This is a genomic window from uncultured Plantibacter sp. (assembly GCF_963518075.1).
GTDB lineage: Bacteria > Actinomycetota > Actinomycetes > Actinomycetales > Microbacteriaceae > Plantibacter > Plantibacter flavus_A.
The window spans coordinates 285,700-302,791 of record NZ_CAUQHZ010000002.1; the positions used below are offsets into that span (position 1 = coordinate 285,700).

Sequence of the window (17,092 nt, forward strand, 5' to 3'; positions counted from 1 at the left end):
ACGATGCGTGCCCGGGTGGATCAGCGCCAGTAGAGCTGGTGGGCGGGGTCCGCCTGCACCCGTTCCACGTACTCCCGCGGGGTCATACCGAACCGGGCTCGGAAGCTCGCGGAGAAGGCGCTCGAGGACGCGTACCCGCACCGGTGTGCTGCCGCCCCGATCGGCATGCCGTCGATGATCAGCCGCGCCGCGAGCGTCATCCGGACGCCCGTTCGCCACCGGGCGAAGCTCATCCCGGTGTCATGCTGGAAGATCCGCAGCACGGTGCGCTCGTGGAGGCCGTGCACGTCGAACAGCTCGCGCGCGCCCCGGAGGTCACCCGGGTCGGCGAGGATCGCACGGACGAGCGGACGGACACGATCGGCGGACGGCATCGGGATCTCGCCCCAGCCGTCCGCCGTCTCCGGCGCGGGCTGCTGCAGCATCTCGATGAGGACCGCCTGCGCACGGACCCGGAGGTCGGTCGGCATGTCGTTGATGCCGAGGTGCAGCAACATCTCCTGCACCGCACGCGGGACAAGGACCTGGGTGACGGTCTCGACGGGCGCGATCAGCGAGGTGGCGGGGAGGTAGGTGTAGCACCCGGTGGAGTCGCGCTCGTGGTGCGCGGTGTGCGGCGTGTGTGCTGGGATCCAGACGCCTTGACCCGGTGCGAGGCGCCACATCGCGTTCGGGAGGTGCACCCACACGGTGCCGCGGTAGCACCAGGCGAGCATGGCGTCCGGATGACGGTGCGGTGGCGAGAGCGGTCGACTCCTGGTGTCCTCGTCGGTGACGACGCCGGTGCCCATCAGATACGGTTCGGCGACGGACGACGGATGCTCGGGGCTCGCGTCCCAGTCGACCTGGCTGTACGGGCTCAACGAGCGCTCGTGCCCGCGTCGTCGGTCAGCGGGAGGCCGTCGTCGTCGAAGCGGAAGCCCTTCGCCGCCAGCCGGCGTTCCGCCTCGTGGTGGACGACGCCACGCTTGCGCGGATCGGCTTCGAGGAGGCGGATCAGAAGCTCGTCCGTGGCGTTCGGGTGCAGCGCGATCTCGATGCGCGCACCCCAGAAGCGGTCCTCGAGGAAGAGCTCCAACGCCGCTGGGTCGGCTGCCGGGTTGTGGGCCGCAGCGGCGCGGATCGCCTGATTGGGGTCGTTCGCGAGGACGGAGAACTCCTCGAACGTGCTCGCCGATCGCGCGAGCTCGTAGCGACGTTCCTCGTCGGCGATCTGCTCCGGCGTCTTGCGTTTGGCCACGGTGGTCCCTTCATCACGTCGCCGTCAACCTACCTGGCTCGCACGATGTTCGACAACGGTGGCTTGCCGCGATGACTCGCAGACGGGACACTGGGGTCGCTGCATGGACGTCATGAGCGTGATCTTCGGGGGAAGGAGCAGCGATGACCGCTGCACCGGGATGGTACGAGGCGGGGACGCCGGGCAAGTTGCGCTGGTGGGATGGAACGCAGTGGACTGCTCAGGAGGCCGACGCCGCGCCACCGGTGAAGCAGGAGGTGCCGGTCACACTGCTGGCACCGACTCCCGTGGCGTCGCCGTCGCAGCCGCCGTCCGGACCGCAGCCGGGCTGGTATCCGACGGGGCCGGATCAGCTCCGATGGTGGGACGGCTCGCACTGGACGGGGCTCAGGGTCAAGAACGGGAAGCCCGGGACCGATTGGGCGACAACCGAGCAACCGAGCTTGGCCTGGGTGTTCGGCTCGGTCTTCCTCGTGCTCGCGATCGCGCAGTTCAGCCTCGGCGCGCTGTCCAGCCACCTGTCGGTCAACGGATTCCCGATGCTCCTCCTGACGCTGCTCTGGTTCGGTATCGCCGCCCAGACGACGGCGGTGCGGCGGATCCCGCAGCCGGTCGCCGCCCCGGTGGTCATCGACGTGGTCCGTCCATTGCCGGGTGAGCAGGACGGTCCCGGTGCCGGTTGGTACTCCGTGTCGCCGCGGGCGACGAGGTGGTGGACCGGCTCACGCTGGGCCCAGTACGTCGGAACCCAGTACGGTGTCCGGCCGACGCTCCATGGAGCGCGCGCGTTCCGCATCTATCTCGTCATGTCCTGGGCCGTCCTCGGTATCGGTGTGCTCGCCTTGGCCGTCGGCGTGGTCATCCTCGTCAACAGCAGCGGCGACGGCTACGGCTTCCTCGGAGGGATCATCGGCGGCATCGTCGTCGGTGGCGGCGTCCTGTTCGCGGTCCTCGGCGGGGTGCTCCTGATCATGTCGCGGATGCAGCGCCGGCTCCTCCTTCTCCCGGATCTGCCGCCCGGGCGCTGACCGCGGCACGGCACAAGGGGAGGACGACCTGTCGTCCGCCGGTAGGCTCGTCAGTCGGATGCGACGCGTCCGACCACCGATCCGAAGGGCACACGATGACCACGCAGGAACTGACCATCTCGAACTTCGAGGACACCGTGTCGGCCGAAGGCATCGTCCTGGTCGACTTCTGGGCCGAGTGGTGCGGCCCGTGCAAGGCTTTCGGCCCCGTCTTCGAGCAGTCGAGCGAGCAGCACCAGGACGTCGTGTTCACCAAGGTCGACACCGAGGCGAACCAGGAGCTCGCGAGCGGGATGCAGATCACGTCGATCCCCACGCTCATGGCGTTCCGCGACGGCGTGCTCGTCTTCTCGCAGGCCGGTGCCCTCCCCGCGCCGGCACTCGAGGACCTCATCTCCCAGGTGCGCGGTCTCGACATGTCCGAAGTGCACGCCGCCATCGCAGCGGCGAAGGCGGAGGCACAGGCCGAGTAGCCGACGTCCGGAGGAGGCGGTCAGTCCTCCGGATCGCCGGGTGGACGCGCGAACTCGAGCCGGTGGACACCGGGCTCGTCGAGCCTGATCCGCCGCCGCCCGGCCGGCGCGCCGTCCTCCAGCCGGGTCGGCAGTACGCCGCCAGGGCCCGCGACGGTCATCATCGAGCCGTCGTCCGGCAGCTCGACGAGCACGCCGCCGGCCGCGAGAAGCAGCGTCGCTGCGACGGGGCGATGACGGCTCCACTCGACATCCGCGACGTGTCCACCACGGACCCGGAACCCTTGGAACCGTCCCGCCGACCACTCGGCCGGGAGGGTCGGCAGCAGCGACAGGACACCGCCGTGCCCCTGGACGAGCAGCTCGACGACACCGGCCGTCCCACCCAGGTTGCCGTCGATCTGGAACACGTCGTCGAGGTCGCCCATCGGGTGCAGGTCGAGCAGCGAGGCCGATGACAGCGGACCGAGCAGCGTGTCGAGCGCCTCGGACGCGAGCCCTGGATCACGGAGTCGTGCGGCCAGGCAGAGGACCCAGGCCATGCTCCACCCGGTTCCGCCACCGCCGTTCGCGAGTCTCCGTCGCAGTGCGCGTCGGGCTGCCTCGAAGTGCTCGGGCGTGGCCGATTCGGTGATCCGGGTCCCCGGGTACAGGCCGTACAGGTGGGAGAGGTGTCGGTGGCCGGGCTCGATCGGCTCCCGCTCCTCGGCCCACTCCAGGAGTGTTCCGTCGCGGCCGACCTGCGGCAGTCGGAGGGCGGCCACGGTGTCGCGTGCTCGAGCCAGGAGCCCGACGTCCGCGATGCCGTCGCCGACCCGCTCCGCGAGGGCGAGGTACTCGCGGAGGCACTCGTGCGCCAGCTCCTGGTCCATCGTCACGCCGGCCGTCACCGCCGCTGTGTGATCCGCGTCGACCACGAACCGGTTCTCCGGTGAGGTCGACGGACTCACGACCATCGATCCGGCGGCATCCGTGACGACCATTCCCAGGACGAACGAGACCACCGGCTCGACGGTCTGCAGGACGGCGACACGAGCGGCGTGATCAGCGCCACCGTCGTCCAGACAGCGGTGCAGGTGCGCGATGAGCCAGGGGAGCGCGCTCGGCCAGTTCGCCCAGTGCGCATCGAGCGGCACGGCGTCCGTGTGCCTCCAGAGGTCGCTGTTGTGGTGGGCTGCCGCCCCGTCGAGGCCGTAGGACTCGCCGGCGGTCCGCCGCCCGGCTTCCACCAGTTCACCGATGAACCGGGTGAGTGGCTCGACCAGGTCACCCAGGCCGGTGCTCTCCGCCGGCCAGTAGTTCATCTGGAGGTTGATGTTGGTGGTGAAGTTCGCGCTCCAGGGCGGCCTGACCTGGTCGTTCCAGACCCCCTGGAGGTTCGCCGGCTCACTCCCCGGTCGGGAGCTGCCGATGAGGAGCGCCCGTCCGAGGTCGAAGTAGCGCTCCGCGAGGTCGGCCGACGCGGACGCCGATGCCGAGAGCTCAAGGTCGACGCGGTCGAAGAGCGACCGATGGTCGGCGACGTGCCGATGGAGCAACGCTTCGCCGGATCGCTGCAACGCACGCGAGACCGTCCCCTGGGTGTGCTCCAGCAGCGTCGACGGGTCGCCCGACGGCCGTTCTCGCCACCCGCGGTACCCGGAACGTGCACCGGCGACGAGGCGGAACCCGCCCGGGATCGGTTGCACCGCGATCGTCAGCGCCCAGGCCATGCCGGCGTCGACGAGACCGTCGGCGTCCGGGACGTCGGTCGGGTACCGGATGGCCTCGTCATCGTCACCGCCGAGATACGACGGTCGCACGATCGCCGGCGCACGGCCGGCCACCGACCACCATCGGTTGTCGCCGTCCATGCGCTCCTCCGTCGTCGACGGGTGCGGCGTCGCGAACCCGACCCTCGGTTCACGGACACCGTCACCCAGCAGCTCGACGACCAGCACATCGTCCACCGCCGACACGAACGCGCGGAGCGTGACCTCCGCGCCGTCGCTCGTGGACGTCGTCTCGACGACACCGCGCGCGAGATCGGCGGTCCGTGTCGCGCGCGAACCGCCGTCGGGCGGCGCGTACTCGACCGTGAGGCGGCCGAGCGGCTGGAAGGACTCGGTGAACGTGGTCCCGCGTAGTGCAGCCGCGCGGCAATCGGCTGCGACGGGGTCGCCGCCGGCGATCGCCCGGCGCACGGACTCCAGCGGACTGGGAAGCGAGCGGCCCGCCGGCCCGTCGCCCGGGCGTCGCGGACCTCCCGACCACAACGTGTCCAGGGAGAGGTCGATGCCCTCCCGTCCGGGCACGCCGTCGAGCGCCGCGCCCAACGTCCCGTTCCCGATGAGGAACCGATCGACGAACCGGGTGGCCGGTCCGTCGAGTTCGATTCGATGACGCTCGACGCGCTGCTGTCGGTGATCCATCAGTGGTCGAGTCGGAGCAGCACGGCACCGTGCGCGGGCAGGGACGTGTCGACGGCGCCGTCGACGACGGGCAACGGCCGACCACTCCACAGCTCGGAGACGGACGATCGATCGGCGCAACCGAGATCGGCCAGGTGCACCCGCAGCTCGGTGTCCGCATCGCCGAGCCAGAACACCGCGCGCCACCGGGTCTCGCCGAGCTCCGCCGCCCAGACGACGAGGTCGCCGTCGCGGATGATCTCCCGGCTCCCGTCGCTGCCGAGCAGGGCGAGCACGTCCGGGTTGGTCAGCAGCGCGAGCGTGTGCGCCGGGGTGTCCGGGAGGTGGCCGCCGAAGAAGAGCGGCGACCGGCCGATGCACCAGAGGGTCATGAGCGTCCGTTGTTCGTCCAGGGTGAGGCGACTCAGCCGGTCCGAACCGACGTGGGCCCGGATGCCGATCCGCCCGAGCGGGAGCATGTCGGCATCGGCCCACGCCCCCGGACGCTGGAGGGGCGCCCAGCGGGCCAGGCGCTGGAACTGTTCGAGCACCGCCGACCAGTCGTCCCAGAGGTCGTCGGAGATCCGCCATAGCTGCGCCGTCGATCGAAGGGTGTCGAGGTGCTCGGTCGAGAGTCGCTTGCCCGGGGACAGGCTGAGCACCATCGGTCGACCGGTCGAGTCGATCGCCCGCGAGATGGCCTCGATCTCGGCGGTCTGGATCGGTGGGTAGAGCACGTCGTCGAGCTTGATGAGGTCGACACCCCAGTCCGCGAGCTGTGCCATGACCGAGTCGTAGTAGGCCTGGGCGCCCGGGGCGGTCATGTCGACGCCGACGTTGTCGGGGTTCCACGGGCAGACGTTGGACGGATCGGCGATGTCCCCGCAGCGGGCGGTCGAACCGAGGATCGGGAGGTCGAGGTCGACGGCCAGACGCGGCACGCCACGCATGAGGTGCACCCCGAAGCGGAGCCCGAGCGCGTGCACGCGGTCGGCGAGCGCGCGGAAGCCGCCCGACGCCGCAGACGGGAACCGGTTCGGCGCGGGTTGCGGTCGGGCCCAAGCGTCGAGCGTCGGCTGGGAGACGCGCTCGTAGTCGCCGACGCCGGGCGCCGGTTCGTACCACTGGATGTCGACGACCACCGTGTCCCAGCCGACGGGCAGCAGGTGCTCGGCCAGGAACGCGGCGTTGGCGAGTACCTCGGCCTCCGTGACGGACCCTCCGAAGCAGTCCCAGCTGTTCCAGCCCATCGGCGGGCGGTCCGCCCGTGCCCGACGTGCTGCACGCACCTCGGTGACCGCGATCTCCACCTCGCTCATGGCGCGACGACCTGAGCCGTGATGGTTGCGAACGAGTGCGGTGGGAGCGTGACGCGAAGACCCGTCGGTGTGACGTCGAGACCCGTGAGCGGTCGCGGTGACACGGCGTCGGTCTCACCGGGACGGTTGTGGGCGTCGGGCCGCGCAGCGGTGAGCAGCCGGCCGTGCGGCTCGACCACGGACCCGCCACGGACGTCGACCTCGATGACGAGTGGAGCATCGAGGTCGACGTTCGTCAACGAGCAATGGAGGACGCCGTCCTTGACGCTCGCCGAGGCGGAGACGGTCGGGATGCCACCCGCGTGTGCGGCGTCGGCGTCGCGGACCGGCCCGACCACGTGCGTCGGGAGGGACGTGGCGTCCTGGTGCGGGCTGTTCATCTCGAAGACGTGGAAGGTGGGCGTCCGGACCATCTCGCCGCCGTCGGGATCGGTCAGGAGCATCGCCTGCAGGACGTTGACCGTCTGCGCGATGTTGGCCATGCGCAGCCGGCCCGCGAATCGGTGGAACACGTCGAAGTGCCAGGCGGCGACCATGGCGTCGCGGATGGTGTTCTGCTGGAACAGATGCCCGGGGTGCGTGCCCGGCTCGACGTCCCACCAGGTGCCCCACTCGTCGAGCACCATGCCGAACCGTTCCTCCGGGTCGTACACGTCCATGACGGCGGCGTGCGACGACAGCAGCTGCTCGACGCCCTGTGCTGCGGTGATCGTGCTCCAGTACTCCGCGGCGTCGAACCCGGTCGCGCTGCCCTTCGCCTTCCAGCTGCCGCCGATCGTGTAGTAATGCACCGAGACGGCTTCCCAGGGGGTCGCCGAGAACGGGTGGGTGGCCACGTCGGCGACGACCTCCATCAGCGTCTTGGTCCAGGCCACGTCGAACCCGTCGGCGCCGGCGGCGACCCGGTAGAGCGGGACCTTCCCGCCGCTCTCGCAGAAGGTACCGAATCGGCGTGCCAGGTCCGCGTACGCGCCGGCCCGCAGGTTGCCACCGCACCCCCAGGGCTCGTTTCCCAGCCCCCAGAACGGGACGTCCCAGGGCTCCTCCCGGCCGTTCGCGCGACGCAACTCGGCCATCGGGGTCTCCCCGGCACCGGTCAGGTACTCGATCCAGTCGGCCATCTCCTGCACCGTGCCTGAACCGAGGTTGCCCGAGACGTAGGCGTCGGCACCGAGGAGCTCGCACAGCTCCATGAACTCGTGGGTGCCGAACGCGTTGGTCTCGCTCGTCCCGCCCCATTGCGTGTTGACGAGCTTCGGGCGGTCCTCGCGAGGTCCGATGCCGCTCGTCCAGTGGTAGCGGTCCGCGAAGCAGCCGCCCGGCCAGCGGAGGTTCGGGATGCGCAGTTCGCGGAGCGCCTCCACGACGTCGAGCCGGATGCCGCCGATGTTCGGCACGGGCGAGTCCTCGCCGACCCAGAAGCCGTCGTAGATGCCGCGTCCGAGGTGTTCCGCGAAGTGGCCGTAGACGTGTCGGCTGATCGTGGGTCCTGGCCGGTCGAGGTCGACGGTGACGGTCGCAGTGGAGTCCATGGGTGATGTGGTCCTGTTCTGTGCAGCGGGTCGTGGGTCAGACGGCGGTCACGAGGATCGTGATCGCGCGGTCGGGCTGGAAGGTGGGGAGGTCGAGGCCGATCACGGCCAGCTGGCCACCGCTCAGCACGGGCGCGGCCGCGAGCGTGGCCGGGTCGGCGTCGAGTGGCGGCGCATCCCGGAGCCACTGGGGGATCACCCAGCGGGGGCCGAGGGAGTCGTCCTGCGCGACGGCGAGGCGGTAGTGACCGTCCGGGCGGAGTCCGGGCAGGCGGACCCGCCGACGGGAGTCGGCCGACCGCGGGGGAGTCACGAGCGTGTACAGCGCGGTGGTGCCGTCCTCCGCGACGACCCCGCGCAGGGTCGGAGCGTCGTCGTCCCACTCACCGTCGCCGACGACGCGGCCGGTGGCGATGAGTCCGCGATGACGCGTGAACACGGTGATCCATCTGGCGAGGGTCGTCCGATCCGCATCGTCGAGCTCGCGCAGGTCCCACTCCACACCGAAGTGCCCGAGCAGGGCGACCGCGCACCGGGTGTGGAGCGTGTGCGTGCGTCCGGTCGTGGCCGATCTGGCCGAGGCCACGTGCGATCCCAGCATCTCGGGCGGGACGAGGAGTCCCGTCCACCGGAGCATCCGGGCCCGCTCGATCGGGTCGTGGTTGTCGGAGGTGTGGACGCGATCGGACCGCTCGAGGACACCGAGGTCGACGCGGCCTCCGCCCGACGCGCAGCTCTCGATCTCGAGGTGCGGGTGCCGCGATCGGAGCTCGTCGAGCAGCCGGTAGAGGGCTTCGGTCTGGTCGTGCACGGCTGCCCGCCCGGTCGACGGATGCCCGGCATCGACGAGGTCGCGGTTGTGGTCCCATTTCAGGTACGCGATCCCGAGCTCGCCGACCAGTGTGTCGATGGCCTGCAGGATGTGGTCGAAGGCCGCCGGATTGCCGAGATCGAGCACCTGTTGGTGCCGGACGGGCGACGGGAGCTCGTCCCTCGCCCGCAGGATCCAGTCCGGGTGCTCGCGTGCGAGGTCGGAGTCCTCGTTGATCATCTCGGGTTCGAACCACAGCCCGAACTCCATGCCGAGCGATCGCACCCGGTCGGCGAGCGGCGCGAGACCGTCCGGCCAACGCTCGGGGTCCGGTGTCCAGTCACCGAGGCCGCGGGTGTCGTCGTGACGTCCGCGGAACCATCCGTCGTCGAGCACGTAGCGCTCGACGCCGATGGCCGCGGCCCGGGTCGCCAAATCGGTGAGGACCTCCAGGTCGTGATCGAACAGCACCGCCTCCCAGACGTTCAGGGTGACGGGGCGCGGACGCCGAGCCGCCCGCGAGGTCGAACGCAGCCAGCGGTGGTACCGCGACGAGGCGGCATCGAGGCCGACGCCGTGGGCCCCGTACACCCATGGAGTCCGATGGTCCTCGCCCGGGCCGAGTCGGACCTCGCCCGGCAGGAGCAGCTCGCCGCCACGGAACGCGAGGTGTCCGTCGGTGCGTTCGACGCCGATCGTGTGGTTGCCGCTCCAACCGACGTGGCACAGCCAGACGTCACCGGTCCGGCTGTCGAACCCCGGTGTTCCGATCGCGGTGACCCCGGTGGCGTCGAGACCGGGGCGACCGTGCCGCGACTCGCGGAGGTGCGTCCCGGTCGTGACCGGAAGCCGCTGCGGCAGCTTCTCGTTGCCCCACCGACCGGCGAAGTCGAGGATCTCCCGAGCCGACGTCGGGATCGGGAGGGCCGGCACGACACCCTCGATCTCCAGGAGGTCGTTGCCCCGGTTCGTGACCGTCACGCGCGTGCGCAGCAGGCCACTCGGTGTCAGTTCGATCGCCACGAGGAGAGCGATGCCCGTCTGGTCGTCGACCGCGGTCACCTCGACCAGCGCGGCGCCGCACTGCCGCACCTCTCCGGCCGGGAGGGCCGCTCTGTCGACCTCGACCGAGGCCACATCGAAGCGCGACGACCAGGCCGTCCCGGCGCGATGCGCCCGGAGCCCCGGGAGACCCGACCAGCCCGACACGTGCTCGGGCAACAGGCTCGGCTCGTACGGCGCGTCCGATCCGTCGACGAGGTCCCCGCGCACGGCGGCTGTGGCCGCGGCAAGCCACTCGAGGTCGTCGGCATCGACGGCGGCACCCCAGTGCGCGATCGTCGGGAGGCGGGTCCCGTGCTGGACGAGGACGACGGAGACGCCGTCGCACTGCAGATGGACGACGCGGTGTTCGAGCGTCGCTGAGCGGTCGGACATGGTTCCTCCGAAGCGGTCGGTGAGGCGGGTGTGACGGCCGGTGGGCCGAAGGTCAGGCTGAGTCTCGGACGACGAGCGTGGTGTCGAGCCAGCGCGGAGCGGTCGTCCGGCCGGCGATGAGCTCCATGACGAGTTCCGCGGCGACCCTGCCCATCTGCTCCAACGGCTGACGGACCGAGGTCAGCGGTGGCTCCGCGGTTGCCGCGACGACCGTGTCATCGAACCCGACGAGCGCGATGTCGTCCGGGACCGTGCGGCCACTGGCCTCGAGGACGCGCATCGCTCCGACCGCCATGAGGTCCGAGCCCGCGAAGACGGCGTCGAGGTCCGGGTACCGGGAGAGCAACCGAGCCATGGCCGACGACCCGCTCGGCATGGTGAAGTCGCCTCGGGCGACCGCACGGGTGTCGAGGCCGCGTTCGGTGAGGACGTCTCGCCAGCCTCGGACACGGTCACTGGACGCGGCCATGTCGGCGGGGCCCGAGATGACGCCGATCCGCGTTCGGCCGAGCGCGATCAGGTGTTCCGCGGCGAGCCGACCGCCGGCGTAGTTGTCGGAGTCGACGAAGGTGACGTCCTCCGTGTGCTCACCCATCGGGCGGCCGACGAAGACGATGGGGAGGTCCACCGAGGCGAGCGCCTGGGTGATGGTGCTGATCTCGTGCTGCAGGATCACCACCGCCCCGTCCACGTAGTGCGCCGCCAGGTAGGCGACGAGCGCGTCGAGTTGGCGCGGGTCGGCGAGGAAGAGCGCGGGCTGCTGGGCTGCCGACAGGAGCGCGGCGGTGGCGCCCTTGAGCGGTGCCGCGACGAACGATCCGGAGAAGGGTTCGAGCTCACCCGCCGCGAGGACGATCGCGACGGCGCCCGTCCTGCCCCCGGCGAGCGACCGGGCTGCGACATTCGTGCGGTAGGCCAGTTTCGCGGCCGCTTCGCGCACCGCGACGACCATCGAGGCGTCGACCGTCGAGGCACCGGCGAGGACCCGCGACGCGGTCGCTCGGGAGACGCCGGCCTCTCGGGCGACGTCGACCAGGGTCGGTTTGCGCATCCTCGCTCCTTTGCGATCGTCCACCTGCCGGTGGTCTGGCAACGAGCATCGCAGAATCCGAGAGAGCGTTCTCCCAGTTGCGCAATATTGCCCTGGTGCCGCGGAACCCCGCTGCCTATGGTGATCACCACGCCCGAACGGTCCGGATGCTCCCCGATCCAGTCGACATCGGCGCGAGCCGGAGAGCGATCTCCGGCCGGTGACCGCAACGTAGCGCGACACCGCGGAACACGATCCCGCATAGGAGGGGGATTTCCAGTGAGATTCCGTCTTGCAGCAGCAGCAACCGTCACCGTCATGGTCGGCGCCCTGGTCACCGGTTGTTCCGGGTCCGGCGGCGGCGATGAGAAGACCTTCCAGTTCTGGTCCTTCACGGGCATCAACCAGAAGGCCGATGTCGAGAAGTACAAGGAAGCGCACCCCGACATCACCGTCAAGCTCACCGAGGTCGGAAGCACGCAGGAGACCGCGCAGGCGCTCACCGCGGCGTTGGCCGGCGGTAAGGTCCCCGACCTGGTGCTCATCCAGGGGGACGACATGCCCAACTTCGTCGCGAACCCCGACAACTTCGTCGACCTGAGCACGATGGGCGCCGACGACATCTCCGGGGACTACCTGCCGTGGGTCTGGGACCAGGCCGTGGCTCAGAACGACGCCGTCATCGGGGTACCGACCGACGTGGGCGGGATGTCGATGGCGTACCGTGCCGACCTCTTCGAGGCCGCCGGCCTGCCGTCGGAACCGGACGCGGTCGCGGCGCTCTGGCCCACCTGGGACGACTTCATCTCCGTCGGCCAGCAGTACGTCGCCGCCACCGGGAAGCCGTTCCTGGACAACGCCGGCACCTCGGTCTTCTTCCAGACCGTGAACCAGGTCGACGAGAAGTACTACACGCCGGAGGGTGAGCTCGTGTACGACACGAATCCGCAGGTGAAGGAGGCGTTCGACATCTCGATCAAGGCGATCGAGGCCGGCATCACCGCGAACGTCCCCGCCTTCTCCACCGGCTGGAGCACGGGCAAGACCAACGGCGCCTTCGCCGCGATGGCGGCTCCCTCCTGGATGCTGAAGAGCATCAAGACGGACGCGCCCGACACCTCGGGCCAGTGGCGCGTGACGACGGTGCCCAAGGTCGCCGGCAACTGGGGCGGCAGCTACCTCGCCATCCCGAAGCGCGCGTCGAACCCCGAAGCGGCGTGGGCCTACATCAAGGAGATGCAGTCACCCGAGTCGCAGCTGAAGAACTTCACCGACACCGGAGCCCTGCCCAGCACGGTCTCCGCCTACGAATCCACGGCGATCGCCGACTACACCGACCCGTTCTTCGGCGACTCGAAGATCGGTGCCGTGCTCGGCAAGTCCTTGCAGGAGTTCAAGCCGTTCTTCAACGGTCCGGAGACGGCGACGATCGGTTCGGCGATGATCAACACCGTGACGGACGTCGAAGCCGGCAACACCCCACCGGACAAGGCCTGGGACGTCGCGATGAAGGCCGTGAAGGACGCCCTCGGCGGCTGACCCGACGGCCCCGTCCATTCGTCCGCTCCGACCCGGGGCGTTCCGGCCGAGCAACACGCCGGAACGCCCCTGAAGGATCATCGTGACCACGCACATCACTCCACCTCGGCTGCTGCCCAAACAGTCGCCACCCGGTATCGGGACGCGCATCCGCAACACCCTGCCGGAACGCTTCGCCCCCTACGTCTACATCGCCCCGTTCTTCCTGATCTTCGCCGTCTTCGGGCTGATCCCGCTCCTGTTCACCTTCGTCGTGTCCCTCTTCGACTGGAACCCGATCGGTCAGCAGACCTTCATCGGCTTCGACAACTTCACCAGGCTCGCGGCCGACCCACGGTTCTGGAACGCGATGCTGAACACCTTCGCGATCTTCATCATCTCCACGGTGCCGCAGCTGGTCATCGCCCTGGGCCTCGCCCATCTGCTGAACCACGTCCGCCTGCGCTTCGCCACGGGGTTCCGGATGGCGATGCTCGTGCCGTACATCACCTCGGTCGCCGCGACCACGATCGTGTTCGCCCAGCTGTTCGACCGTGACTACGGGCTCTTCAACTACCTCATCAGCTTCTTCGGCGGTGACCACGTCGACTTCCTCAACGACAAGGTCGGCTCGTGGTTCCTCGTCGCGCTCATGGTCGTCTGGCGGTGGACGGGCTACACGACGCTGCTCTACCTGGCGGCACTGCAGGCGATCCCTCGCGACGTGTACGAGGCGGCCGCCGTCGACGGTGCCGGCGGTTGGAAGCAGTTCGTCTACATCACCATCCCGTCGTTGCGTCCCATCATCGTGTTCACCATCGTCACGTCGACGATCGGCGGGCTCCAGGTGTTCACCGAACCACTGCTGGTGAACCCGGCCACCGGCCTCACCTGCGGTGCGGCACGACAGTGCCAGACGCTCACGCTGTTCCTCTACGAGCAGGGCTTCGGCCAGTTCGAGTTCGGATACGGCTCGGCGATCGGTGTCGCGCTGTTCGTGATCGTCGTCCTCGTCGCCCTGCTGAACTTCTTCCTGTCCACCCGCACCCGAGGAGGACGCTGATGTCCGAGACGCTCAACTCCACCCAGCTGATGGCGAGCGCGACCTCCGCCGGCCGGAAACGGAACGGCGGCCGGATCGGCCGCATCCCCTGGTACACCTACGTCCTCCTCGTGTGCGCCGTCGTCGTGAGCATGTTCCCGCTGTACTTCATGTTCGTCGTCGCGACCACGGACTCGGCGACGGCGACCACCCTGCCACCGCGGCTGTATCCGGGCGACAACCTGTTCCACCTCGTGGGGCTCGTGCTCGAGACCGTGCCGTTCATCCAATCGATGATCAACAGCCTCATCGTCGCGCTGTCGATCGGCGTCGGATCGGCCCTGCTCTGCGCCCTGGCCGGGTTCGCCTTCGCGAAACTGGAGTTCCGCGGCCGCAACGCGCTGTTCATCCTCGTGGTCCTCACCATGACCGTGCCGACGCAGCTGAGCGTGATCCCGCAGTACCTGATCATCTCCGCGCTCGACTGGGTGGACACGCTTCAGGCGCTCATCGTCCCCGGCCTTGCGAGCGCGTTCGGCATCTTCTGGATGCGTCAGCACATCTCGAGCTCCGTGAGCGACGAGCTGCTCCAGGCGGCGAGACTCGACGGTGCCAACACCTGGCAGATCTTCTGGCGGATCGTCTTCCCGGTCATCCGACCGGCGGCGTTCGTCCTGGGACTGCTCGGCTTCGTCGGATCCTGGAACGACTTCCTCTGGCCGTTCATCGTCCTGAAGTCGCCCGAAATGTACACGGTCCAGATCGCGATCAAGGCCCTGCAGTCGCAGCGGTCGATCGATCTCGGCCTGGCGATGGCCGGGTCGTTCCTGGCCACCATCCCGCTGCTCATCGCGTTCATCTTCGTCGGCAAGCGCATGGTGACCGGGATCATGGACGGAGCGTTCAAGGGATGACCCTGCAACACGACGGCGTCACGCCGACCACGTCGGGTATCGTCCGCGGCGTCTGGAACGACCGACGGGCGTCACCCGACGAGCGGGCGCGAGCACTCCTCGATGAGATGACCCTCGAGGAGAAGGTCGGTCAGCTCGGTTCGGTCTGGTTCACCGAGACGGCGGGCGACTTCGCGCCGAGCGTGGACGGCTCCGACGACCCGGCTGCGCCGACATCGGCGCCCACCGGCGACTTCACGGGTGGCCTCGGGCAGTTGACGCGCATCTTCGGGACCGAACCGGTGACGGTGGCCGAGGGCGTCGATCGCCTGCGGGAACGGCAACGGCAGGTCGCGGCCGGCAACCGGTTCGGCATCCCCGCGATCGCGCACGAGGAGTGTCTGACGGGGTTCGCCGCGTTCGGTGCGACCGCCTTCCCGACGCCGCTCGCCTGGGCCGCCTCGTTCGACGAGGAGCTCGTGGAGCGGATGGCGGAGGCGATCGGAGACGACCTCCGCTCGGTCGGGGTCCATCAGGGGCTCGCGCCGGTCCTCGACGTCGTGCGCGACTACCGCTGGGGCCGGGTCGAGGAGACGCTGGGGGAGGACCCCTACCTCGTCGGCCAGCTCGGCGCCGCGTACGTGCGTGGTCTCGAGCGGTCCGGGGTCGTGGCGACGCTCAAGCACTTCGCCGGCTACGCCGCGTCCCGAGGCGCGAAGAACCATGCCCCGGTGAGCATGGGGCGCCGCGAGCTCGCCGATGTCGTGCTTCCGCCGTTCGAGACGGCGATCCGGCTCGGGGGAGCGCGAAGCGTGATGAACGCCTACACCGATCTCGACGGCGTCCCCGCCGGTGCCAGTGTCGAATTGCTCACCGACATCCTGCGCGACGACTGGGGTTTCGACGGCACCGTCGTCGCCGACTACTGGGCGATCCCGTTCCTCGCGACCATGCACCACGTCGCGAGCGGTGCGGCGGAGGCCGGCGCGCTCGCCCTCACCGCCGGGATCGACGTCGAACTCCCGGAGACCGCCGGCTACGGCGCCGGTCTCGTCGGGCTCGTCCAGGACGGGGCGCTCGACGAGCGGCTGGTCGACCGAGCCGTGCTCCGGCACCTGCGGCAGAAGATCGAGCTCGGCCTGCTCGACCGGGGCCCGCTCGTGCCGGAGCACGCCGCATCGACCGACCTCGACGGCCCCCGCAACCGCGCCATCGCGACGCGTCTGGCCGAGGAGTCGGTCGTCCTCCTCAGGAACCGCGCAGTTCTCCCGCTCCGGACCACCGCGCGCATCGCCGTGATCGGGCCGGCGGCCGACCAGTTCCGCAGTCTCGTGGGCTGTTACGCATTCCCCAACCACGTGTTGTCGAAACACCCCGGGCACGATCTCGGCATCACCATCCCGACGATCCTGGACGCGGTTCGTGCCGAGTTCCCCACGGCGGACATCGTCGTCGAACCGGGATGCAGCATCACCGGGACCGGTCAGGAGGACGTTCCGGCCGCGGTCGAAGCCGCCCGTTCGGCAGACGTCGTCGTGCTGGCCGTGGGTGACATCGCGGGCCTGTTCGGCGATGGCACCTCGGGAGAAGGCTGCGACGCCGAGGACCTGCGCCTCCCCGGGGGTCAGCACGACCTCGTGCTCGCCGTCCTCGAGACCGGGACGCCCGTCGTCCTGACCGTGCTGTCCGGGCGACCCTACGCGCTGGGGGACTACGACCGGGCCGATGCACTGGTCCAGGCCTTCTTCCCCGGCCAGGAGGGCGCAGCAGCCGTCGCGGGGCTGCTGTCCGGCCGCGTGAGGCCGAGCGGACGGCTCCCGGTGCAGATCCCTCGCTCACCGGCCATGCCGGGCACGTACCTGCAGCCGCCGCTCGGTCTGGCGTCCCGCGGGATCAGCGTGCTCGACCCCACGCCGCTCTTCCCGTTCGGTCACGGCCTCACCGCCGGGGACGTCCGCTACCGATCGCTCACGAGTGCAGCGGAGCTCGCCGTCGACGGCGAGGTCCTCGTCGACGTCACGGTCGAGAACATGGGTGTCGAGGACGCCGTCGAGGTGATCCAGCTCTACGGCACGGATCCGTTGGCCTCGGTCGTGCGCCCGTCGGTCGAGCTGCTCGCGTTCGCACGCCTCACGGTCGCTGCCGGGACGTCGACGACCGTGCGTTTCTCGGTGTCGGCCGACCGCTTGTCCTTCACCGGGGTCGACGGCCGCCGGGTGGTCGAACCGGGGACGTACGTGCTGTCCGCCGGGCCATCGGCGCTCGAGCGTCCGCTCACCCGCACGATCGAGGTGACCGGCAACCGGCGGGAGCTGGTCGGGCCGCGCGAGCTCCGCGTGGACTGGCGGCCCGTCGGTGCGGGCGCGAGGAAGGCCTGAC

General features: G+C 69.9%; 13 protein-coding genes. 6 read left to right on the forward strand and 7 right to left on the reverse strand.

Annotated features, from left to right (window positions below):
• Nucleotides 1–20: 20 nt before the first annotated feature.
• Nucleotides 21–863, reverse strand: a complete 843-nt coding sequence (locus RWN05_RS05040; protein WP_314138786.1) for an AraC family transcriptional regulator — start codon at nt 861–863, stop codon at nt 21–23.
• On the reverse strand, nt 860–1,240 hold the full coding sequence (locus RWN05_RS05045) for a hypothetical protein (RefSeq protein WP_314138788.1): 381 nt from the start codon (nt 1,238–1,240) through the stop codon (nt 860–862). Before RWN05_RS05045 ends, RWN05_RS05040 begins: the two co-directional genes overlap by 4 nt.
• Nucleotides 1,241–1,383: 143 nt before the next feature.
• Between RWN05_RS05045 and RWN05_RS05050 the strand changes: the two genes are divergently transcribed.
• Entirely contained in the window at nt 1,384–2,268 is an 885-nt protein-coding gene (locus RWN05_RS05050) for a DUF2510 domain-containing protein (RefSeq protein ID WP_314138789.1), read from the forward strand.
• Nucleotides 2,269–2,363: 95 nt separating this feature from the next.
• Entirely contained in the window at nt 2,364–2,741 is a 378-nt protein-coding gene (gene trxA / locus RWN05_RS05055) for a thioredoxin (protein ID WP_056006082.1), read from the forward strand.
• 20 nt (nt 2,742–2,761) lie between these two features.
• Here trxA and RWN05_RS05060 read toward each other — a convergent pair whose 3' ends face one another.
• From RWN05_RS05060 to RWN05_RS05080, 5 genes are read right to left on the reverse strand one after another with little or no spacing between them, the layout of a single operon-like run.
• Nucleotides 2,762–5,152, reverse strand: a complete 2,391-nt coding sequence (locus RWN05_RS05060) for a glycosyl hydrolase family 95 catalytic domain-containing protein (RefSeq protein WP_314138791.1) — start codon at nt 5,150–5,152, stop codon at nt 2,762–2,764.
• Nucleotides 5,152–6,450 carry a glycoside hydrolase family 27 protein gene (locus tag RWN05_RS05065; RefSeq protein ID WP_314138793.1) on the reverse strand — a complete coding sequence of 433 codons (1,299 nt, stop codon included), beginning with the start codon at nt 6,448–6,450 and terminating at the stop codon, nt 5,152–5,154. Before RWN05_RS05065 ends, RWN05_RS05060 begins: the two co-directional genes overlap by 1 nt.
• Complete coding sequence (locus tag RWN05_RS05070; protein WP_064293736.1) at nt 6,447–7,982, reverse strand: alpha-N-arabinofuranosidase; 1,536 nt, start codon at nt 7,980–7,982, stop codon at nt 6,447–6,449. The genes RWN05_RS05065 and RWN05_RS05070 overlap by 4 nt, the downstream gene beginning before the upstream one ends.
• Before the next feature lie 37 nt (nt 7,983–8,019).
• The gene (locus RWN05_RS05075) at nt 8,020–10,230 is read right to left on the reverse strand and encodes an alpha-galactosidase (RefSeq protein WP_314138796.1); all 2,211 of its coding nucleotides are present in this window, start codon (nt 10,228–10,230) and stop codon (nt 8,020–8,022) included.
• A gap of 52 nt (nt 10,231–10,282) precedes the next feature.
• The gene (locus tag RWN05_RS05080; protein WP_071260028.1) at nt 10,283–11,281 is read right to left on the reverse strand and encodes a LacI family DNA-binding transcriptional regulator; all 999 of its coding nucleotides are present in this window, start codon (nt 11,279–11,281) and stop codon (nt 10,283–10,285) included.
• A 258-nt stretch (nt 11,282–11,539) separates the two neighbouring features.
• On the opposite strand from RWN05_RS05080, the gene RWN05_RS05085 reads away from it, so the two are divergent.
• The 4 genes from RWN05_RS05085 (at nt 11,540) to RWN05_RS05100 (ending at nt 17,091) form a co-directional block, all read left to right on the forward strand.
• Nucleotides 11,540–12,799 (forward strand): extracellular solute-binding protein, encoded by a 1,260-nt coding sequence (locus tag RWN05_RS05085; RefSeq protein ID WP_314138797.1) that lies wholly within the window; start codon nt 11,540–11,542, stop codon nt 12,797–12,799.
• An 82-nt stretch (nt 12,800–12,881) separates the two neighbouring features.
• A complete protein-coding gene (locus tag RWN05_RS05090) occupies nt 12,882–13,841 on the forward strand; it encodes a carbohydrate ABC transporter permease (protein WP_064293740.1) in 960 nt (319 codons plus the stop codon).
• Nucleotides 13,841–14,734, forward strand: a complete 894-nt coding sequence (locus RWN05_RS05095; RefSeq protein ID WP_079002436.1) for a carbohydrate ABC transporter permease — start codon at nt 13,841–13,843, stop codon at nt 14,732–14,734. Before RWN05_RS05090 ends, RWN05_RS05095 begins: the two co-directional genes overlap by 1 nt.
• The gene (locus RWN05_RS05100; RefSeq protein WP_314138798.1) at nt 14,731–17,091 is read left to right on the forward strand and encodes a glycoside hydrolase family 3 N-terminal domain-containing protein; all 2,361 of its coding nucleotides are present in this window, start codon (nt 14,731–14,733) and stop codon (nt 17,089–17,091) included. Before RWN05_RS05095 ends, RWN05_RS05100 begins: the two co-directional genes overlap by 4 nt.
• Nucleotide 17,092: the final 1 nt, after the last annotated feature.